Consider the following 21,475-nt stretch of genomic DNA (forward strand, 5'->3'; position numbering starts at 1 on the left):
ATGAACGCCAGGGGAACGATCCAATCCGTGCTGGCCGCCGGAATGCTTGCACTGGGCCTCATCGGGTCCCCGGGTGCGCATGCGTCGGTGGTGGTCGGTGCAACACGCGTCGTCTTCAACTCGCAGGACAGCGAAGCCACGGTCAAGATGACCAACGAGGGCAAACTGCCCGCACTGGTCCAGTCGTGGGTGGACACGGGCAATGCGAAGGAAACTCCGTCTTCCATCGAAGTGCCCTTCACGGTCATGCCTCCCGCCGCGCGCATCGATCCCGCCAAAGCGCAGACGCTGCGAATTCTCTATACGGGCGAGCCGTTGCCTCAGGACAAGGAATCGGTGTTCTGGCTCAACGTACTGGAAGTGCCGCCCAAGCCGACGGGCGAACTGGCCGATGTCAACAAGCTGCAACTGGCATTCCGTACGCGTATCAAGCTCTTTTATCGACCGTCCAGTCTCAAGGGCGTAGCGGCCGATGCGCCGGCACAGCTTTCCTGGCGCATCACGCAGTCCGCGAAGACACCCGCGATCGAGGCACGCAACCCGACGCCTTACTACGTTTCCTGTGCCAGCCTTGAAGTCAGCGCAGGCGGCAAGACCCTGAAGAACGTCGACGGCGGCATGGTCGCCCCCGGTGGAACCGCAGTGTTTCCTCTTGAGGGTGAAGGCAGTCCTGTGGCTGGCGCGAAGGTTCATTACCGCGCGATCAATGACTGGGGCGGCCCCATCGACGGCGAGGCCTCGTTATCCGCTGCCAACTAGGGACACCCAGGGACAGCCGGGACGGACACGTCGTAACCGGCTGCCCAACTTCACCTCTCTCCGAACAGTCTCTTGATGCAGCTGCGACAGCTGCAGGGCGGACTGTTGTCCTGAATCCTGAGTCGACTGTATGAATTCGTATCGAAGTACTCGCCCGATTCCGTCGCGCCTCAGTCCGATGAGTGCGGTGGCGCTTTCCTTGTTCTCAAGCGTAGGCGCATGGGCAGCCCAGCCTGCGCCGGCCGATACGACGGTCGCCTCGGTCGAATTCAATGATGCGTTCCTGCACGAGCAGGGCGGGACGCGGCTGGACGTCTCGCGCTTCAATCAGGGCAATGCTGCGGCACCCGGCATCTACCGCGTGGATCTGTACGTCAACGAGGTCTGGACGGGGCGCTCGCAGGCCGTGCTGCGCCAGGCCGGAGGCGGCGACGTACAGCCTTGCTTTGACCGCGCGATGCTGGAGCACATCGGCGTGGATGCGGACAAGCTTTCGCCGGAGGCCATTGCACTTCTCGCGGACAACGCGGGCAGCGCATGCGCGCCGCTTCCGACGCTGATCCCTGGCGCCACCGCCGTATTCGACAACGGCGAGCAGCGCCTCGACATCAGCGTGCCGCAGATCGCGATGAGCCGCGCAGCGCGTGGCTATGTCGATCCGCGCTACTGGGACGACGGCGTGCCCGCCGCGCGCGTGCAGTACAACGCCAACGCGTATCACTCGGACGGCGCGGGCGTGTCCTATACGCAGGCCTATGTGGGACTGAATGCCGGCGTGAACATTGGCCCATGGCGCTTTCACCACGACGGCAGCCTCGTCTACAGCGACCATGCGGGCACTCAGTACCAGGCCCTGCAGACGAACATGCAGCGCTCGATCGCGCCGCTCAAGAGCCAGCTCGTCATCGGCGATGCATTTACCGACGGCTCGATGTTCGACAGCTTCGGCTTTCGCGGCGTGCAACTGGCCAGCGATGACCGGATGTACCCGGAGTCGCAGCGCGGCTATGCACCGACCATTCATGGCATCGCCAACAGCAATGCGCGCGTGCAGATCCGGCAGAACGGCAACATCATCTACGAAACGACGGTGTCGCCGGGCGCGTTCGAGATCAACGATCTGTATCCGACCGGCTATGGCGGCGACCTGGAAGTGATCGTGACGGAAGCCGACGGCAGCCAGCGGATCTCACGCGTTCCGTATGCGCCGATGGTCAATGCGCTGCGCCCGGGAACGACACGCTTCAACGTGACCGTTGGCCAGTATCGCAACCCTTCGGTGCAAATCGCGCCGGGCGTTTTCCAGGCGACGGTCCAGCACGGTTTCAACAACCTGTTCACCGGCTATGGCGGCGTGTTGCTCGCGCAGAACTACGCTTCTGCGCTAGTGGGCGTCGCATTGAATACCGCGTACGGCGCGTTCGGGCTCGACATCACGCATGCCACTACGGGCCTCACCAACGAACCCAGCCGCAACGGGCAGAGCATCCGCATTTCATACAGCAAGCTGGTCGCGCCCACCAACACCAATCTGACGCTCGCGGCCTACCGCTACTCGACGCGCGGCTTCCTTGGCCTGTCCGACGCGATGGCGCTGAAGGATCTGGATCGGCAAGGCCTCGGCTTCGCGATGGGCGGGACCGTGCGCGGACGTCTGCAGTTGATGGTCAATCAGCTTCTGCCTGCCGGCTATGGCACCTTCTACCTGTCCGGGTCCACGCAGGACTACTGGAACCGCAATGGCCGCGATACCCAGTTCCAGGCCGGCTACAGCAACAGCTACAGGAACATCAACTTCGGCATTTCGGCGTCGCGTCAGCTCAACATCAACAGCGAGAGGTGGGACAACCGCGTGATGCTCACGCTCGGCATCCCGCTAGGCAAGTCGCCGTATGCGCCTTACGCAAGTACCAGTCTGACGAAGGATTCGTCTGGCATCCTGAGCACGCAGGAATCCGTATCGGGTTCGCTCGGCACGGACAACTCGTTCTCGTATTCCGCGAGCGCCGGCCACAGCGGCGGAGGCGGCATGGGCAGCAATACCAGCGCGGGCCTGGGCGCCAGCTACATTTCTTCGGCAGCGACGCTCACCGCCAACGTCAGCAAGGGCAGCAACTACAGCCAGGTAGGTGCGGGCATTTCCGGAGGTGTCGTCGCGTACCCGGGCGGCATCGCCTTCATGTCGAGCATGGGCGACACGCTGGCCGTCGTGGAAGCAAAGGACGCGGCGGGCGCGCGCGTGCTCAACGGCAACGGCCTGCGCGTCGACCGCTGGGGTCATGCCGTCGTGTCCAATCTGACGCCGTTCTCGCGCAACGAGATCGAAATCGATCCGAAGGGCCTGCCGCTCGACGTCGAATTCAAGTCGACGATACAGAACGTCGCTCCGACGGCGGGCGCCGTGGTCAAGGTGAAGTTCGAAACCGACAATCCGGGCCGCGCCGCGCTGCTTCAGGTCAGGACATCTGACGGCAAGCCGTTGCCGTTCGGCGCGGACGTGATGGACCCGGCGGGACAGATTGTCGGGACGGTGGCTCAGGCCGGCCGCATTGTCGTGCGCGGCCTGAAGAGCGACAGCGGAACGCTGACGGCGAAGTGGGGAACGGGGGCGAACGAGACCTGCACTCTGGGTTATGCGCTGCCGAAACTGGCGGATGCAAAGAGCCGGATCGTCGTGCGCGTGCCGGCCGAATGCAGGTTGTAGCAGATGGCGAAGGCATCTTGAGGGCGGTGGTTTCAACAGTCCCGGCGACACGGGGTGGCCCCGTTGTTGTCGTGCGTGGCTGCCTGGCGTAAGCACGGCGCGATGCGGAAGCGTGCACGTGCCGGCGGCACCGAACTGTATTCGTACGCTGCGGGGCACGGACTTTCTGTGTGAGTTGGGCCCCGATCCGAAGGGTCGGCCGCTGACGATCCGCGCATGCGAAGGTCGGATCGATCGTTGAGATATGAAGGTGACGGGAAGCGTGTCTTCCCACAATTGGAGTGGTGATGTTTGACAACTGGATGTTCGCGCTGCGCGGTCTCTCGCGCTGGCGACGCTCCGCTGGATGGTCCCGGCTGGCTGCGGCCGCATTGATCGCTCTGGCCGGCTTGACGAGTGCGAATGCCCTCGCTGTCACGTGTTCTTCCGGTCCTGCCCCGGGCAGCCTCAGCTTTGCGCTGCCGGCCGGTTCCTACAGCGTGCCGCGCGATACCCCTGTTGGCACGCGCATTACGCCATGGACGGGATTCTCAAGGACCTATGCGCATGTATGGAGCTGCACTCCGCCGGCTGGGAATGTCATCTATTCCGGCCCGGCGTACCTCGCGACGCTGACGCCAGCCGGCCAGACATATTCTGAAGATGGCCAGAGTTTTACGGTGTTCCAGACGAACCTCGCCGGCGTTGGTCTGGTGATCGGCGCGGCCTCGCAGCTGCAGTCCTGGTCTGACGGTACAACCGGGGCGGATGTGTGGGCCGACATCGAATTTAGTCTTCCAATCGGCATACCTTTGGACAACGTCAATTGGGCCGGCTCGGGTGCTTCTACCTCCGGTGGTGCTAGTCCTGCCCCGACTCTCTGGTTTGGCGCGAGTCTCACGTTTGCATTCGTGAAAACCGGTCCTGTCACGGGCGGGACGATCAGCATGCCGGCTGTGATTGGCACGGTCGGGATGTCAGACAGACCGATCGCAGGCCCTATCCTCAACGCGAATCTTGTCGTCAGCGGCAATCCGAGTTTCCAGGAGATTGCGTGCACGACTCCATCCGTGACCGTGAATCTCGGATCGCACGCGAATACCGAGTTCAATGGAGTCGGTTCGACGACGAGCACCACGGCCTTCACGATCAATCTCAATAGCTGTCCTTCCGGCATCAACAACGTCCATTACGAAATCGATGCCGTCACGTCGGTTGTCGATACCGCCAACTCGGTAGTCGCACTGGACAGTGGATCGAAGGCGCGTGGTGTCGGCGTGCAGTTACTGGACGGATCAGGTACTCCGGTGCCGTTGGGAAATCCCATTGCCTTCACGTCATACAACCCGGCGGGCGGCAACTTCAGCATCCCGTTCAAGGCTCGCTACTACGAGATACCGGGCTCTCCGGTGCTGGCCGGGTCGGCCAACACGGTGATGACTTTTACGATGAACTATCAGTGAGTTCATGCCACCCGCAATACAAACGGGATGCGATGCCATCCCTGAAGGAGATCAATATGAAGACGACGCATGCTCTTCTGACGCTGGCGATGTGCGCGGTTGCAGTGGCCTCGCCGATCCCGGCAGGCGCAGCAGGCATAAGCGCGCCAGCCGTCGGCGCGCCGCGGGCCAATATGACGGGAACCGGTGCGCCTGCCGCCGGCAGTCCCGTGGCCCCGGCAACTCTGGCCAGCGGTCGCCCTACCATACCGCAGGGCTCGACGAATCCGGAGACGGGTATCGGCGCACCAGCGCCAGTCCGGATGCCTCCGGGTGTCGAGTCATCGAAGAGAAGTCAATGACGGGCGAGCCTACCGCATCAACTCATCAAAGCTCGCCAGCAACCGCTCGATATCGGGCGCATGAATCGCCCCCATCGTAGAGATGCGGAACAGCTCCTTCGACAGACCGCCCTGCCCCGCATAGATCACGAAGCCGCGCGCCTTTAACGCATCGTGCAGCTGCTCATACGCGATGCCCTTCGGCAGACGATACGCGCGCAGCACGACGGAACACTCCTGCGGCGGCAACACGCTGTCGATCCCGCGCGCAGCAAGCCCGGCGCGCGCCTGCTCGGCGAGCGCCGCATAACGCCCGTGACGCGTCTTCCAGCCGCCTTCGTCGTCGAGTTCGCGCAGCGCTTCGACAAGCGCGTAATACGCATGCACGGACGGCGTGAACGGCGTATTGCGCTGATCCTGCAAGCTCGCGAGACGCGCGAGCCCGAGGTAATACGTGCGGCTCGCGGCGCTCGCCAACGCATCGCGCCGCACGATCACGAACGCCGCGCCCGGCACGCCGTGCAAACACTTGTTCGCCGTCGCCGCGACGGCTGCAATCGTGCCTTCGGCGAAATCGATCTCTTCCGCGCCGAAGCTGCTCACGCCATCGACGAGCATCTCCACGTTGCGCGCGCGGCAAACCTCGGCGAGCGCCTTCAGGTCGTTCAAACGGCCCGTCGTCGTCTCGTGATGAATCACGGCGACATGCGTGATCGACGTGTCGGCGTCGAGCGCGGCCGCGATGCGTGAGAGATCCGGCGCCTGCATCCATTCGTGCTTCACGATGCTGTGCGCGATGCGGTACTGCGTCGCGATCTGCGTGATGCGCTCGCCGTACACGCCGTTCTCGACGATCAGCAGCTTGCCGTCTTCCGGCACGAGCGCCGCGATCATGCTTTCGACGGCCGCCGTGCCCGAGCCTGTCATCAGCACGGCGCTCCATTGCGCGGGGTCGAGATCGTACAGCTTCACGAGACGCGCGCGCGTTTCGTCCTGCAGATCGAAGAACTCGCTCTCACGATGGCACAGGTCCGTTTGCAGCAGGCTGTTGCGCACGCGCTCAGTCAGCGTGACGGGGCCTGGATTCATCAGCAGCATCAGCGTGCTCCTTCGTTCGAGCCGGAAGTGGCGATGTGGCGCATCAGACGCGTCTTCACATCAGGCGGAGTGATGGTCGGGCGGGGCAGGCCATCGGGCGTGCCGCGACGGATCGCGACGCGCACGAAGCGCGGACCTTCGAGTTGCGGCGATGCGAACAGCTCGTCGATCAGGCTCACGTCATCGCCTTCGACAGCCGACGCATAGCCGCACGCCGCCGCGACGCCCGCGAACGACACTTCGGGCGACACCGTCGACTGGCCGCCCGTCGAATCGTGCGCGCCGTTGTCGAGCAGAATGTGCGTGAGGTTCGACGGACCGTATGCGCCGAGCGTCGCGAACACGCCCATGCGCATCAGCGCGGCGCCGTCGCCGTCGAGCGCGACGACATGCAGGTCGGGACGCGCGAGCGCAAGACCCAATGCGAACGGCGTGAGGCAACCCATCGAGCCGACCATGTACAACTGATTCGGCCTGTCGTCGATTGCGTAGAGTTCGCGGCCGCAGAAACCCGTCGATGCGAGCACGACCGTCGAATCCAAAGGCGTGTGCGCGATCACGCGTTGCAGCGCCTCGTTGCGCGTCGGCAGCGCATCGGATGAGACGCCTCGCGACACGTCGCGCGACGCACGCACTGCGCGTTTCGCTGCGCGGCCCGCGTCCTTCAACTCATACGGTGCGACGCTGCCCTTCTGCATCACGAGCGCGTACGGGCGGCCCGTCGCATCCATATGCTCGATCGCGCGATCGAGCGCGGGGCCGATCGCGTCCGCTTCCGTCGGGAACGTCTCCCACGGAATCTCCATCGTGTCGAGCATCGCCGGCGTGATGGGGCCCATCAGTTGATGCTGCGGCTCATCGGGCACGCCCGGCTGGCCGCGCCACGTGACGATCAGCAGTTGCGGCAGACGGAACGTCCACGTCAGCGACGTAAGCGGACTCACGGCGTTGCCGAGGCCCGAGTTCTGCATCATCGTGACGCCGCGCCCGCCGTTTTCCTGACCACCGCGCGCGCCGAGCGTGATGCCCGCGATAAACGCGACGGCATCGCCCTCGTTCGCCGCCGATACGTAGTGCAGCTTCGGGTCTTGCAACACGTAGTTGATGAACGGCGTGAGATACGAGCACGGCACGCCCGCATACCAGTCGAAGCCACGCTCGCGCGCCGCCTCGACGAACTGCGCAGCTTCGATCATTGCGCCGCGCCTCCCGCCGCATCGCCCTTTGCAAGCGGCGTCTGCTCATGCGCGAAATCGCCCGCGCGACGGAAGTCTTCGAGGTCGTTCACGCCGCGCCAGTGGCCGTGCACGTACTGCACTTCGATTTCTTCGCCGGCTTCGATCAGCGCGTTCAGCAGCGCGGGCATATCGAGCGCATCGAAATCGGCGCGCGCGCGCAGCGTGTTCATCACCGCCTGCAAGCGCTCGCGTCCTTCGCCGCGCACGTTCAGCAAACCGATCCAGCGGCCATGCGGCGCTTCGCCCTTTACGTCGGCTTCGTTGTTCGCCACGCGGCGCAGCAGCACCTTGTTGCCGAACAGGCCGCGATCGTCGGCGGACGAGCACCACGCGAAATCGCGCACGCTCTGGTTCGCCGCGCCCGCTTCCGCAACCGTCGACGAATCGACGACCACGCTGAACGGCGCTTCGCTTTCGACCAGATCGCGCACGATGTAGCTGCGGAACAGCAGGTCCCCGTACGAAATCACGGTGTCGTTGTGCAAGCCGTCGACGGCGCATGCGAGCGACGTCAGCTCGCCCGTCCCTTCATGACGCTCGTTGACGACGAGCTTGATGCCCGCCGTGTCGATCGAGTCGGCGCGATAGCCGCCGACCACGGTGATGTCGTTGACGCCCTGCTTCTTGAACGCGTCGACGAGCCAGCGCAACAGCGGCTTGCCCGCAATGGGCAGCATGACTTTCGGACGGTCCGTCGTCACCGCTTCGAGGCCCTTGCCGCGGCTCGCGGCGAGCACGATGGCCGAGCCCGATGCGCGCGATGCCGACAGATAGCGCTCTTCCGCTTCCGAGTACTCGTCGGCGTCCTGCAGACGGAAGATCTCGTTGACGGTCGCAATGCGGTCTTCGACGTTGACGAGCGTCTGGCTCTCGTAGATTTCCTTCACGACGGCCTGCATCGCCGACGTAGCCGCGCGAATCTGATGGTTCGCCCAGATCACCGTGCTGATGCCCGCCTTGCGGAACACTTCCGTCGGCGTGCTGTAGTACTTGGTCGGCACGATGACGAGCGGACCGCGCCCTGCCCACTCGCGCGCGAACTCGAGAATCTCATCGGGACGCGAGAGCTTGCTGTGAATCAGGATCGCGTCGGCGCCCGCCTGGCGATACGCTTCCGCGCGCTTCAACGCTTCGTCCATGCCCCAGCCCGCGATCAGCGCTTCGACGCGCGCGACGATCGAGAAATGCTCGTCCGTCTGCGAGTCCTTGCCCGCCTTGATCTTGCCGCAGAACTCGTCGATGTCGGCGAGCGGTTGCGCTTCGCCTTTGATGAAGCTGTTCGTCTTCGGAAACTGCTTGTCCTCGATGCACACGCCCGCGATGCCGCGCTGCTCAAGCTTGCGCACGAGACGGCGCACGTTGTTGAAGTTACCGTAGCCTGTGTCGCCGTCGAGCAGGATGGGCAGGTCGCTCGCGTCGGCCATGAATTCGAGCGTATCGACGACCTGCGTCCAGCTCGCTTCATTGTTGTCGCGCACGCCGTATTGTGCGGAGATTGCAAGGCCCGAGCCCCAGATGCCCTTGAAGCCGGCTTCGCGCGCGATACGCGCGGAGATGCCGTTGTGGGCTTCCATCAGGAATTCGAGTTCGTTGCTCGTCAGCATCTGTCGCAGGCGCGCGCTGCGCGACAGCGTGGTGACGAAAGAAGGTTCGCGTGCGTTCATCGTGTAACTCCAATGTCGATCCGAGTTAGTGCTTCAGCTGTCGGCTGGAGTTGGTGCTTTAGCACTTACTCCAGCCCCATGCAGAGCTGTCGGCTGGAGTTGGTGCTTTAGCACTTACTCCAGCCCCATGCAGAGCTGTCGGCCGGAGTTGGTGCTTTAGCACTTACTCCAGCCCCATGCAGAGCTGTCGGCCGGAGTTGGTGCTTTAGCACTTACTCCGGCGCCATGCAGAGCTGTCGGCCGGAGTTGGTGCTTTAGCACTTACTCCGGCGCCATGCAGAGCTGTCGGCCGGAGTTGGTGCTTTAGCACTTACTCCAGCCCCATGCAGAGCTGTCGGCCGGAGTTGGTGCTTTAGCACTTACTCCGGCGCCATGCAGAGCACTTACTCGGGTCCCATGCAAAGCCGGCCGCTGAAGTTGCGGCAGAACTTCCTGGCTTGCGCGCGCAACATCATTGGGAAAATCGATTTCGATCCACGGCAGGCCGGTGACGTCGGCCGCATCGAATGCGTGAGTGCGTTCGAGCAGCAGGTCGCGCACGGCTTCTTCGTGCGGCATGTTTGCGCGTCCGCTGTCGATATAGCCCGCGACGATCTGCGCGAAGCGCTCTGCCGCCGCATGCGTGAAGCGGAAAAAGCCGACCGATTCGCCGATCGCGTCGTAGTCGAGACCGACGGCCAATTGCTTGCGCAGCTCGACGGGCACGCCGTGTTTCAAACACAGCTTCACGGGCTCGTCGCCTGCTTCGTAATCACGGTCGATCAGCAGGCGGTTCGCGTGATCGCCGGCGACGAGCGCGGCCAGCATGCGCTCGTCGTAAAGCACGTCGGCGTCCATCAGCAGCACATCGCCGCCGCGCGTGAGCGCATCGGCAACCGTATGCACGGTGAGCACGCTGCCGAGGTCGAAACGCGGATTGAGTCTGATCTCGGGCACCTTGCGGCCCGCCTGCTTCAATTCGGCCTCGACGCGTTCCGGCTGAAAACCGAGCGCGAGCACGACTTCATCGACACCGACCGCATCGAGCATCGACAGATGTCGTTCGAGCAGCGTCACGCCATCGAATCGCAACAGACATTTTGGAAACTGCTCCCCCGGGGGTTGCTGGAGTCGCAGGCCGAGGCCCGCGGCAAGAATGATCGCTCGCATTCGGGTTCCAGGGAAAAGAGTGAATGGTCTTTTGGCTTTTTAATTCGGCGCTCGAAATGGGCTTAACGCGCAGTGCGCGTGCGCATTCTGGCTCGCCAAAAATCGCGACTATATCGGAATTGAGAATCTATTGCAGACCAACTAACCCGCTTTTGGCAATTGATGGAATAAGAGTGAAAAATGTGGAGGTTTTTATCGGCGATGGCTTTGCAGCGATCGCTTTAAAGCATTGGCACGCGCATTGCTGGGCAACGCAGAATGGTGGCCTGGGGACGCACAACTCGTCAGGAGGAACGCGATGATCCGTCGACCGGACAGAATCGCCATTGCCGGCTTTGTCATCATGGTCGTTTTGATAGTGGTGGCGCTTGCACTGCCGATGGACAGCGACAGGCTTGCCGCCTACCGGTCGGTGTATGGCGGCGACGAGTATCCGCCCAGTGCAAGTTCATCGAGCGCGGCGGACGAATCCGCGCGTCGCGCCGAGCTATCTGCGGCTACCTCCGACGGCACGTCCGATGCCGACATCGCGTTCATCCTCCAGTCGATACGCGCGAGTCTGCACCGCAACGATCTGACGTCCGCGAAGGTATTGCTCGGTGCAGTGCTATCGGTTCGCGCGAATCTTCCTGAAGCATTGGAGTTGCAAAAAGAACTCAATATCCGCGAAGCGAGGGAAGCGAAGACGATGGCACCCGCAGTTGCCGCTGCCGCAGTCCGCGAAGGCGCGCACGACGCTTCGCGCAGTCCCGTTGAGGAGAAATCAGACCGTGCCGTGGTGCCGCCGGCTCAACCATCGGCCCTCGTGCGCGCATCGACCGAATCGGGTGACAGGCCGGAACACGGCACGCGGCGCGAGCGGCTTGCGTCGGCCGACAAAACATCCGCAAAGACGCGACACGCCGGACAGACGTCGCGCCATCATTCGACCACGCATGTTTCCACTGGACGTCCGAAAACGCGCGCCGAAGTCGTCGCCGAACTGAAGCACGCCCGCGCGAACGGATCGATGCCTCGCTTCGGCAATCCTTCCCCGTATGGGTCCGCGAGCTCGACGTATCACGCCGCGCGGTGACGATGAGCACTCGCGCTTCTCATGCACCCGCACAGCACAAATCATCGATGGCGCACGCGAGGATCATCCGGTTGTGATCGGTCGTGAGATAGCCCTGCTCGGTCCGGGGCCGAAAGATCCTGTCGCCGTATCGAATCTGTTTGCCCGTCAACAGGCAGAGCGAATCGGTGCGCGCGCGTCCCAGACGCCAGACCTGTTCCGAGTAACGGCCCATTCTCGCGTCGCTCCAGCAAACGCTCACGGTTTCCGATGACAGGCGCTCTACAACCGATATACGCGTCGGCCGAGGCTCCGCGTCGACTTCAGGCGCGCGCTCTTCCCGCAAGCGGCGCTTCTTCAAACGGAACCGTTGCTTCTTCCCGCGTGCCGTGCCCATTGCGGAATCCGGTGCGTGCGCAACGGGTAGCAGGATGTCCAGCAACGCGCGTCGCCCGATGTCTTCTTCCGCGAAAGTGCCCATCACATTCCTCCGCTACGAAGCGTTTCGCTATCTGGCATTCATCGATCGCTCTGAATCGTCAGGTTGTTCCTGACCTCCGTGACGCCCCGAACACCTTTTGCGGCGCTAGCCGCTCTGTCCACTGCGGCACGGTTGGGCACCGTTCCCGTCAGCGTGACGACGCCGGCATCAGCGTGAACCCTGATACCGATGCTCGTCAGATGCTTCGTCTTGCCGAGCGCATGATGCACGTCCTTTTCCAGTTGGCGGTCGTTCACTTTCGTAGCCGTGGCGGTTTGCGTGCTGTCGGCAGGCGCCGCAGCGCTTGCGCCATTCGGCGCGCCCGCAGTCTGTGCGAAGACGCTTGTCGATAGCGTCAGCACGGCGATTGCCCAAGCCCCTGTCATTGCGATCTTTGCGTTCATCGATGCTCTCCTTCCGACCCACAGATAACTGGCGACACGCGGCATCACGCGATGACGTGCCGCTTCGCTTCCGATGCACTTACCATCCATACTTCAGTTCGACGCCCACGTAGTCCGCGTTGCTGCCACCCGCGTTTCGAATCGAATCGCCGACCTGGAAGTGCACCGCTTCGACGGAACCGATCAGGTTCGCTGCCATGGTCCAGTCGGCGCGCACCTGCACATACATGCCCGTCCACCGGCTGCCGTGTCCCGCCGTGCCCGGCACAACGGCATTGGCCTGCTGATACACGGCATCCGCTGTCGTTTCGCGCCACTGGAAACCGAGCGCGCCGAGCAGCGCGAGCTTGCTCGTCGGCTTCAACGTGATCGACGGCTTCACGTGGATGAGGTTCGCATAGCCCGTGTAGCCCGCGAGCGTGAAGTAGTAGCCGTTCGGAAACAGCGGATTGAATGTCTCAACGCGTCCGTCGCCGGGATGCCCGTCGCCCGACGCCGCGTCGATCTGGACGCCCACGCGCGGGGCCCACGGAAGGTCCAGCGTGTAGCCCGCGAGCGAGCCGACAGCCCACGCGCCGATCGTCTTGTTGCCGACGTGCCCCGACTGATACATCGACTCCACGTCCCAGTCCACGCGGCCGACCTTGCCTGTGTATCGAAGGTCGAAGACGTCGCGATGCTCGTCGCCCGTTGCATCGAGGAAGCGCGCATTCGAGCGGTTGTACTTCGAGTAGTAGCCTGAAAGATCACCGGGCCCGACGCCCTGCCGCTCGAAGCGCACGCCGCTGAACGTGAGATGCCGGTTCGAAACATCGTCGAACGTGGTCACGTCGCGATACTGCACAGGCTGCGTCAGATAGCCGATGAAGCGCCATTTGCCGTACTCGTAGTCCGCCCAGATCGCGTCATACGCCTGCCGCACGTTCGGGCCGTCGCGAACGGAGATGAAGCGCTGCAAGTCGAACGCCATCTCCTGACGGCCGACGCGGAACTTGAACGTGCCCGGTCCCAACGGACTGACCCACGCGACGAAAGCCTGCTCGAGGTCGAGCGGATTCTTGTCGACGGGCGACACCGTATCCTTGCCGAACGGCCTCGCATCTTCGAGCTGCGCGAAGAACTGAAGGTACGGGCCGATACGCGCGTCGGCGCTGAGCTGCGCGCGCTGTATCACGTAGGTATCCGAATGCCCGGTGCCGATGCCGAAGAGCGGCGCATCGTTGACTTCGAGGCGCTCGCGCAGATTCGCGCCGAGCGACAGATACGAATGCGGATCGCCGCCGAGGGGAATGTACTTGAGGCTATCCAGCGGCTGCCGGGGCACGCACTTGTCCGCGAGCACGGACCAGTCCTCCTGCCAGCGGTTGAACAGCACGACGGGCCGCTTCGCGGTGCATGCGGCCGTTGCCGTATCGGCGGAAGCCGTTTCCTCCGTCGCCCGCGCACTGCCGCTCAACGCCAGGCCGGCGACGAAAAGGGCAAGGCACGCAACAGCATTCGTACCTGCGAACGGCCTGGGCCACACACGCGTCATAGCGTCTCCGTGTCGTGAAAGGAATGCGATACGTTTGCTCGCGACATTCATCAGCGCCTGTTCGAAATGGAGTTCGCACTTGCCGTTCAATCGAACGTGAACTGCCGCAATCAGCAGTCCGACCAGAACCGCTTCGACTATTTCCTTGCGTTGGTCGCGGTCGTAGAACCGGTTGGCGAAGCGCCAGGATGAGTGGCCATCTCCGTCTGTCCATCGCGTGCGTTGAATGCGAGCCACACAAGCACGACGAACGGCAGCAGCAGTGCCCAGAACCCGACATGCCGATACGCAAGCGCGCCTGCGATCGCGCCCGCAGCGAACGCGAGAATGGCCGGCAGCATCTTGCCCAGACGCGTTCGCGCCACGGCTTGCGCATCGGATGGCGCGCGCGGCGAAAGTACGTCGATTGCGTCGAGCACGGCTTGCGTGACGTTGCCCGTCATCACGGTGTTCGGCACGCCGGGACGCGCCACGAGGCGGCCGTGCGCGTTCTGCACGCCCATCGCCGCCGCGCCGACCATCCCGCACACGATGACGGGCGTGCTGTCCGAATGAACCACGGGCGATACGCCGACACCCGCAAGGCAAAAGGCCAGCATCAGCGCCGCCTGCACGGCATAGAGAAGACACGCGGCGCGATTGGGCGTCGCCGGTTCCATGCTCTTCACGAGCAGGCTGCTGACGACCACGCCCGCAACGAATGCCGGGAACGCCATCAGCTTCATGAACACGCCCTGGCCGAAGCCTGCCGCCTCCGCGCCGATCAGCACGAAGTTCCCCGTGACGTGCGCAGTGAACAGGCCGAAAAGCGCGACGAAGCTGAGCGTATCGACATAGCCTGCGATAGCGGCGAGCACGCTGTCTTCAGATTTCATCGATCCTCTCCCGCCCTTGGGATGACATCGGAGTAAACGGTATCGGCACGCGCGCCCTTGCGCGCATACGCACGCATCACACATCGCACGCCCGCGTTCTCGCACACGTTACTGCGCCGCTGCATGAATCTCGGCGATATAGCCGCCGGGGAACTGCACGACGGCCGCTTCACGTTTGGCCGAAGTGAACGGCGCGACCAGCACCGTGACGCCTGCTGCCTTCGCCTTCTGCAGCGTGTCGCCGAGATTCGACACTTCGTATCCCGTCATCTCGTGGCCGTACGGATACGGCAAGTGGCCGTCCGTCACCAGCACCGTCATCCGGCCGAAGCCCGACTCGATCCGCACGCGACGATACGTGTCGTCAGGCCGGCCGATCTCGACACCCGGCGCCTTGCGATCGTCGGAGATCACCTTGCCGTGCGAAAAGGCCACGAAATTGCGGATCAGCGCATCGGCGCGTTCCGGCGATACGTAGACGCGGTTCTCGGGCACCGTCTGCAGCGCATCGTAATTCGGCGCCTTCGTGTGCCAGTAGAGCTGCATGTTGACGCCGCCCGGCCACGAGACGATCGCATCGCGTCCGATCGGATCAGGGAACGTCGCAACCGTGACATCCGCGCCGTGTGCCTTCGCCGACTTCACGGCTGCGTCCATGTCCGTCACGAGGTAGCCCGTGCGCTCGTTGCCGAACGGATACGGAACGGGCGTCTTGAAGCCGAACACCGAGATCGTGCCGACGGGTGTGAAGACGAGTTGCGACATCGTCTGGCTCGGCGTCGGCGTCACCTGAAACACGCCTTGCTGCGACTTGTGGCCGCCGAAGGTCGCGACGAAGCTGTCGGTGAACTTGTCGAAGTCATCGGGCGCGACGTAGACGTGCGTGGTGTCGTATTGCGGTCCGACGGAGAGCTGCGGAGCCGCCGCCGGTTTGGCAGATGCAGCGAACGCACCAGGCGCAACGGACGATGCGGCAAGACCGACGGCAACAAGCGTCGTCACAATCAGGGAACGGAGGTTACGCATGATGGTGAAGGTCCTTTAAGGTCTTTATTGGGTCTTTATTGAACACCGGCATGGCCGGAAGAATGTTGGACGCCGGCGAGGCATGTCGCCATGATGAGCGCGGCGATCAGTCCAAGGTGTTCGAAGAAGGCGTTCAACGCAAAGAAGTGCGCGTCGCCCGTCAGGTTCCAGAAGTCGTTCGCGACGAACATCGCCACGGCCGTCAATGCGGCGAGCGCCCCCGCGCCCAGCCACACGACGCGATTGGCGATCACGCACGCCGAGCCGCCCAGCTCGACGATGATCGCGAGCGCTGCCCACAGCCATCCCGGGTGCAACCCGAAATGCTCCTGTTCCAGAACCGCGCCATGAAAGTTCGCGAGCTTGGCCAGACCGCCGATCACATAGGCGGACACCAGCGCCGTGCGTATGAGCATCAGAAGCCAGGGCTGCGCGAGCAGCGCAGCGATCCAGTGCGGATTCCCTTGAGCGTGAGCGTTCATGTCAGACCGCCCAGCACGCGCAGCCGAGCGCGCCCCAGAACGAGCGCAGATCGGACGCGGGCGCGTTGTTCGACCACGCGCGCGCGTGGTCGTGGCCGTGCACCGCGCATCCGTTCGAGCAGCCGCACGATGCCGCCGCCATCTGCTGCAACGAAGCCTCGCCTTCTCCCTTCGAGTCTTTCCGTGCGGCGAAGCCACCGAAGCGGCGCACGGGAGACCAGTCGGGCATCGCGGGCGGCGGCGCGTTGTCGTCGAGATCGGCAAACGCTCCCGCGCCAAAGACAATGCGGCCACCGACAATCGTCAGATCCGACACGGTGCTCGCAATCTCGTCCTCGGGGCACGCGAAGAAGTCGCGGTCCGGAACGATCAGATCCGCAAGCTGGCCCACTGCGATCTGGCCTTTCTTGCCTTCTTCATTCGAGAACCAGGTGACCTTCTCGGTCCACATGCGCAACGCGGTATCGCGGTCCAGGCGATTGCGCTGCGGATAGAGGCGCAGACCGCCGACCGTCTTGCCCGTCACGAGCCACGCAAGCGACACCCACGGGTTGTACGACGCGACACGCGTCGCATCCGTGCCCGCCGATGTGCGCACACCTTTCTCCAGCATGCGCGCGATGGGCGGCGTCGCCTCGGCTGCCGCTGAGCCATAACGTTCGACGAAATACTCGCCCTGGTAGGCCATTCTGTGTTGCACCGCTACGCCTCCGCCAAGCGCCGCGATACGGTCCATCGAACGCTCGGAGATCGTCTCGGCGTGATCGAAGAACCAGTGGATGCCGTCGAGCGGAATGTCCCGGTTGACCTTCTCGAAGACATCGAGCGCGCGGCTGATCGTTTCATCATAGGTTGCGTGCAGCCGCCAGGGCCAGCGGTTTTCGGCGAGTACGCGCACGACTTCTTCGAGTTCGTCTTCCATTTGCAATGGCATGTCGGGGCGCGGTTCGCGGAAGTCTTCGAAGTCCGCCGCCGAGTACACGAGCATTTCGCCAGCACCGTTATGACGGAAGTAATCGTCGCCCTGCTTGTACTTCGAAGTCTTCGTCCAGTTCAGGAAGTCCTGCTTCTCCGCCTTGGGCTTTTGCGTGAAGAGGTTGTACGCGAGACGCACGGTCATCTGTCCGTCGTCCGCGAGCTTCTGGATGACTTCGTAATCGTCGGGGTAATTCTGGAAGCCGCCGCCTGCATCGATGACACCCGTCACGCCGAGCCGGTTCAGTTCGCGCATGAAATGGCGCGTCGAATTGAGCTGATAGTCGAACGGCAGCTTCGGCCCTTTCGCGAGCGTCGCGTACAGGATCGACGCGTTCGGCTTCGCCAGCAGCAGACCCGTCGGGTTGCCGTCGCCGTCACGCGTGATCTGTCCGCCCGGCGGCTCCGGCGTGTCCTTCGTATAGCCGACCACGCGCAGCGCCGCCGCGTTCAGCAACGCACGGTCATAGAGATGCAGGATGAAGACGGGCGTATCTGGCGCGACGGCATTCAGTTCTTCGATCGTGGGAAGACGCTTCTCGGCGAACTGCTGCTCGGTAAAGCCGCCGACCACGCGCACCCACTGCGGCGGCGGCGTGATGGCGACCTGACGCCTGAGCATGTTCATCGCGTCGGCGAGCGAGCGCACGCCGTCCCAACGCAGTTCCATGTTGAAGTTCAGGCCGCCGCGCACGACGTGCGTGTGGTTGTCGATGAGCCCCGGCAGAACGGCACGTCCCTTCAGGTCTATCACCGTCGTCGCGGAAGTCGCCATCGACATGACGTCGGCATCATCGCCGACAGCGACGAACTTGCCGTCCTTGATCGCGACCGCGCTCGCGCTCGGGTTCGCGCGGTTCAGCGTCGTGAAGCGGCCGTTGTGCAGGATGAGGTCAGGGGCTGTTGCGGATGCAATCATGAGCGGGTTTCCTTGATATCGGCACGATCGGCGTTATCGGCGTGATCGGCACCTTCTGCACCATCGATATTTGCGCGGCCAGCCTGCCCGACGGCATGACGGCTCGGCAGCATGCCGAACATGTGCGCCGTACTGCGCGCTTCGTTCAATGCCGTCGAAAGCGGCGAGCCCGAAAAAAGATGCTTGCCTACGGGAATGATCTGCTCGCCGCCAAGAATGCCGAGCAGGCCCACGAGCGCGACGAGCGGCGGCGCCGGCGAACGCACATTCAACAGGCTATAGACGACGCCGACCAGAATGCCGGCGCCCAGTGACAACACATACACTTTCATCGAATCTCACCTTGCTTGCGTCGTCGGATCATCTAAAAGAGCGGCCGGCGCGCAAACGCGCCAGCCTTGCCACTGTGGCGCGAGGTCAGTGACCTTCGCTGCCGCCAAACATGGTCTTCGCGTAGATCAGGCCGAGGCCGTAGCCGCCGCCGTGCTGGATCGACGTCGCCACCGTCTGGTTGTACGTCTCGCTGCGCGCCCAGTCGCGTTGCAGTTCGAGCAGGTATTGCAGCGAGGTCATCGGACGCGCGCCCGCCTGCACCATGCGTTCCATCGCGCGCTCATGCGCTTCGTCGGTCACGTCGCCGCATGCGTCGGCGATCACATACACTTCGAAACCCTGATCGAGCGCCGACAGCGCCGGGCCGACGATGCACACGCTCGTCCACAGACCCGCGAACACGATGCGCGGCTTGCCGATCGCGTTGACGCGATCGGCGATGCGCTGGTCTTCCCACGTGTTCATCGACGTGCGGTCGATGATGTCCGCTTCCGGAAACACCGACTTGATCTCATCTCAGATCGGGCCTGAGAAAGTCTTCGAGGCCACTGTGGTCAGAATGGTCGAGACCGAGAACTCCTTCGCGGCCTTGGCCACGAGCGCCGCGTTATTGCGAAGCGTCACGGGATCGATCGACTTCGTCGCGAACGCCATCTGCGACTGATGATCGATCATGATCAGCGTGTGATCGGACGGCGAGAGCAGCAGTTTTCCGGGCTTGGCTTGAGCTTGAGGCATCGTGTTCTCCAGGTTGAATCAACAAACGTGACGTTGGATGATGAATACCGTCCCGCGCTGCGAACGTCATCGAAATTCATGAGCACCTTCGCAACGTCGATTTCGGAGAAGCGATAGTATTGGACCTCCTCAACCTAATAAATAGAATGGAATGAATAGATTCCATTCCAATCTTTTCATGCCACCTCTACCCGATCTTGAAGCCTGGGCAATATTCGCCCGCGTTTCCGATCTCGGCTCGTTTGCCAAAGCGGCCGAATCGCTCGGCATGTCGCAGCCCACGGTATCGAAGGCCATCGCGCGGCTCGAACAACGGCTCGGCACGGCACTGCTGTATCGAACATCGCGCCGCCTGTCGTTGACACCGACAGGCGTGATGGCTCTGGAACGCGCGGTCCGCATCCTGAACGAAGGCGAAGCAGTGGAAGCCGAAGCGTCCGCGCAAGCGCTCACGCCGCACGGCACGGTGCGCGTCACCGCGCCGATGTCGTTCGGCCTCAAATATCTGACGCCGCTTATCCCTGAATTTCTCAACCGCTATCCGCACGTCGACATCGACCTGTCGCTCACCGATACGGTGATCGATGTCGTTGCCGAAGGATTCGATGTTGCACTCCGTATCGCCGAACTGCCCGACTCTTCGCTCCGCTCGCGCAAGCTGTGCGCGGTGCGCCGGCCGCTTGTCGCAAGCCCCGACTATCTGGCTCGTCACGGCCGCCCGACGCATCCGCAAGAACTCGTCGATCACACGTGCCTGATCTACACGAACCTGCCGACGCCCGGCCAATGGCGCTTCCGTCACGAGTCGGAAGGGGAATACGTGGTGCCCGTGAAGGGGCGAATCAGCAGCAACAACGCCGAGGCCATCAGCCCCGCACTGCTCGCCGGACAGGGTCTGGCGCTGCAGCCGGAGTTCGTCGTCTGGGATGCGCTGTCGAGCGGCGCACTCGAAGAAGTCTTGCCCGACTGGCAGATCGCGAGAGTTCACCTCAACCTGATTACACCGCCAGGCCTTCTCAGGCCCGCACGAGTGACGGCGCTGCTGGACTTTCTCGTCGAATCTCTTGCGAGCGCACCGTGGGCGTACCCGGAAGAATGACGTCTCATGAATGCGGGAGCCGATAACACAAGTTGTGGTTCCTCGCATGCACTTACCCGTCGACACGATCCGCCGAGTCATCCGGCTCACCTCCGTCGTCATCGAATTCGCTGCAATCAGACGACGCCTTTTGCCTCGATGATTGCGTCGCCCCGTCAACTCGATTGATACGCAGCCACAAGCAGGCAGGAAGTGGCAAGCGAATGTGGCCCGCCACTTCCCTCTGTTTTATCGCTGTGTTATTCGCGCTTTTACTTCGCGACTGGCGCCGGCACGGGCGCGAGTACTTCGTGCTTTTCCTTTACGCGTTGAGCTGCCTTGTGGACCATCGTGTATGCGTAATCGACACCCATGCCGTATGCGCCCGAATGCTCCTTGACGATCGCCATCACGGCATCATAGGTATCCTTGTGAGCCCAGTCGCGCTGCCATTCGAGCAAGACCTGCTGCCACGTCACGGGCACCACGCCCGCCTGAATCATGCGCTGCATCGCGAAGTCGTGCGCGGCCTTCGACGTGCCTCCCGATGCGTCTTCAACCATGTAGATCTCGTAGCCGCCTTCACCCATCGCACATAGCGCAAACGTGTTGTTGCAGACCTCAGTCCACAGGCCGGAAACGACGACTTTCTTGCGGCCGTTTTTCGCCAGTGCGTCACGCACTTTCTGATCGTCCCAGGAGTTCATCGACGTGCGTTCGAGCAGCGGATGATCGGGGAACACGTCCAGCAATTCAGGGTAGGTGTAGCCGGAAAAACTCTCGGATTCCACCGTGGTAATCGTGGTGGGGATGTTGAATACCTTTGCCGCCTTTGCCAGCGCGACGACATTGTTCTTCAGTACCTGGCGGTCAATCGACTGGACGCCAAATGCCATCTGCGGTTGCTGATCGATGAAAATGATCTGACAGTTGGAGGGCGTCAAGACTTCAAGCTTTGGATTACTCATGGTGTGATCCATCCGCGTTTCGATAGAAGAGAAGGACCGCCCTGCCCCCAGGATTCAGGCAAGACAGGATCGCCGTCGTCAGCCCGAGTAGTCTTCCACATAGGCAACGAGATTCGAAGTGTATGACATGGACCGCGAGATATGAAAGCTATTTCGCACGTTCCTGAAGAAGATGACAGAGGAAAGAAACCGAGCAGCATGTTCTTCTGCTTTTTGCACCGTATAGGTGATACG

At 62.8% G+C, this 21,475-nt stretch carries 17 protein-coding genes and 2 pseudogenes; 5 read left to right on the plus strand and 14 right to left on the minus strand.

Features of this window, described 5'->3' with window-relative positions; translation table 11 throughout:
• The 3 genes from AB4Y32_RS19605 to AB4Y32_RS19615 all read left to right on the plus strand — a co-directional run bounded on the left by AB4Y32_RS19605 (position 1) and on the right by AB4Y32_RS19615 (position 4,905).
• Positions 1–759: a fimbria/pilus periplasmic chaperone gene (locus tag AB4Y32_RS19605; protein ID WP_368722927.1), complete on the plus strand. Its 759-nt coding sequence runs from the start codon at positions 1–3 to the stop codon at positions 757–759.
• A 130-nt stretch (positions 760–889) separates the two neighbouring features.
• Positions 890–3,463 carry a fimbria/pilus outer membrane usher protein gene (locus AB4Y32_RS19610; RefSeq protein ID WP_368722928.1) on the plus strand — a complete coding sequence of 858 codons (2,574 nt, stop codon included), beginning with the start codon at positions 890–892 and terminating at the stop codon, positions 3,461–3,463.
• Positions 3,464–3,750: 287 nt separating this feature from the next.
• Entirely contained in the window at positions 3,751–4,905 is a 1,155-nt protein-coding gene (locus tag AB4Y32_RS19615; RefSeq protein ID WP_368722929.1) for a fimbrial protein, read from the plus strand.
• A gap of 350 nt (positions 4,906–5,255) precedes the next feature.
• On the opposite strand, the gene AB4Y32_RS19620 is transcribed toward AB4Y32_RS19615, so the two are convergent.
• The 4 genes and pseudogenes from AB4Y32_RS19620 to AB4Y32_RS19635 form a co-directional block, all read right to left on the minus strand.
• The gene (locus tag AB4Y32_RS19620; protein ID WP_368722930.1) at positions 5,256–6,323 is read right to left on the minus strand and encodes a 2-aminoethylphosphonate aminotransferase; all 1,068 of its coding nucleotides are present in this window, start codon (positions 6,321–6,323) and stop codon (positions 5,256–5,258) included.
• Positions 6,323–7,519: a phosphonopyruvate decarboxylase gene (aepY, locus tag AB4Y32_RS19625; protein ID WP_368722931.1), complete on the minus strand. Its 1,197-nt coding sequence runs from the start codon at positions 7,517–7,519 to the stop codon at positions 6,323–6,325. The genes AB4Y32_RS19620 and aepY overlap by 1 nt, the downstream gene beginning before the upstream one ends.
• A complete protein-coding gene (gene aepX / locus AB4Y32_RS19630) occupies positions 7,516–9,225 on the minus strand; it encodes a phosphoenolpyruvate mutase (RefSeq protein ID WP_368722932.1) in 1,710 nt (569 codons plus the stop codon). Before aepX ends, aepY begins: the two co-directional genes overlap by 4 nt.
• Before the next feature lie 396 nt (positions 9,226–9,621).
• Positions 9,622–10,374: pseudogene (locus AB4Y32_RS19635) on the minus strand (NTP transferase domain-containing protein); the annotation flags it as partial.
• Between the two features lie 298 nt (positions 10,375–10,672).
• On the opposite strand from AB4Y32_RS19635, the gene AB4Y32_RS19640 reads away from it, so the two are divergent.
• Complete coding sequence (locus tag AB4Y32_RS19640) at positions 10,673–11,449, plus strand: hypothetical protein (RefSeq protein WP_368722933.1); 777 nt, start codon at positions 10,673–10,675, stop codon at positions 11,447–11,449.
• 19 nt (positions 11,450–11,468) lie between these two features.
• Here AB4Y32_RS19640 and AB4Y32_RS19645 read toward each other — a convergent pair whose 3' ends face one another.
• The 9 genes and pseudogenes from AB4Y32_RS19645 to AB4Y32_RS19685 form a co-directional block, all read right to left on the minus strand.
• Positions 11,469–11,909 carry a DUF3331 domain-containing protein gene (locus tag AB4Y32_RS19645; RefSeq protein ID WP_368722934.1) on the minus strand — a complete coding sequence of 147 codons (441 nt, stop codon included), beginning with the start codon at positions 11,907–11,909 and terminating at the stop codon, positions 11,469–11,471.
• 38 nt (positions 11,910–11,947) lie between these two features.
• Complete coding sequence (locus AB4Y32_RS19650) at positions 11,948–12,313, minus strand: BON domain-containing protein (RefSeq protein ID WP_368722935.1); 366 nt, start codon at positions 12,311–12,313, stop codon at positions 11,948–11,950.
• Positions 12,314–12,392: 79 nt separating this feature from the next.
• Positions 12,393–13,847, minus strand: a complete 1,455-nt coding sequence (locus AB4Y32_RS19655) for an alginate export family protein (protein ID WP_368722936.1) — start codon at positions 13,845–13,847, stop codon at positions 12,393–12,395.
• A gap of 137 nt (positions 13,848–13,984) precedes the next feature.
• A complete protein-coding gene (locus tag AB4Y32_RS19660) occupies positions 13,985–14,722 on the minus strand; it encodes a YoaK family protein (RefSeq protein WP_368722937.1) in 738 nt (245 codons plus the stop codon).
• Positions 14,723–14,830: 108 nt separating this feature from the next.
• Entirely contained in the window at positions 14,831–15,748 is a 918-nt protein-coding gene (locus AB4Y32_RS19665; protein ID WP_368722938.1) for a glyoxalase, read from the minus strand.
• Between the two features lie 35 nt (positions 15,749–15,783).
• A complete protein-coding gene (locus tag AB4Y32_RS19670; RefSeq protein WP_368722939.1) occupies positions 15,784–16,230 on the minus strand; it encodes a DoxX family protein in 447 nt (148 codons plus the stop codon).
• A 1-nt stretch (position 16,231) separates the two neighbouring features.
• The gene (locus AB4Y32_RS19675) at positions 16,232–18,124 is read right to left on the minus strand and encodes an amidohydrolase (protein WP_368722940.1); all 1,893 of its coding nucleotides are present in this window, start codon (positions 18,122–18,124) and stop codon (positions 16,232–16,234) included.
• The gene (locus tag AB4Y32_RS19680) at positions 18,121–18,456 is read right to left on the minus strand and encodes a XapX domain-containing protein (RefSeq protein ID WP_368722941.1); all 336 of its coding nucleotides are present in this window, start codon (positions 18,454–18,456) and stop codon (positions 18,121–18,123) included. Before AB4Y32_RS19680 ends, AB4Y32_RS19675 begins: the two co-directional genes overlap by 4 nt.
• An 85-nt stretch (positions 18,457–18,541) precedes the next feature.
• Positions 18,542–19,195: pseudogene (locus AB4Y32_RS19685) on the minus strand (hydrolase).
• Between the two features lie 178 nt (positions 19,196–19,373).
• On the opposite strand from AB4Y32_RS19685, the gene AB4Y32_RS19690 reads away from it, so the two are divergent.
• Positions 19,374–20,294 (plus strand): LysR family transcriptional regulator, encoded by a 921-nt coding sequence (locus tag AB4Y32_RS19690; protein ID WP_368722942.1) that lies wholly within the window; start codon positions 19,374–19,376, stop codon positions 20,292–20,294.
• A 251-nt stretch (positions 20,295–20,545) separates the two neighbouring features.
• Here the strand turns inward: AB4Y32_RS19690 and AB4Y32_RS19695 are convergent, their stop codons facing one another.
• Positions 20,546–21,241: a hydrolase gene (locus AB4Y32_RS19695; RefSeq protein WP_368722943.1), complete on the minus strand. Its 696-nt coding sequence runs from the start codon at positions 21,239–21,241 to the stop codon at positions 20,546–20,548.
• Between the last annotated feature and the right edge of the window lie 234 nt (positions 21,242–21,475).

The organism is Paraburkholderia phymatum (assembly GCF_040965635.1).
GTDB lineage: Bacteria > Pseudomonadota > Gammaproteobacteria > Burkholderiales > Burkholderiaceae > Paraburkholderia > Paraburkholderia phymatum_B.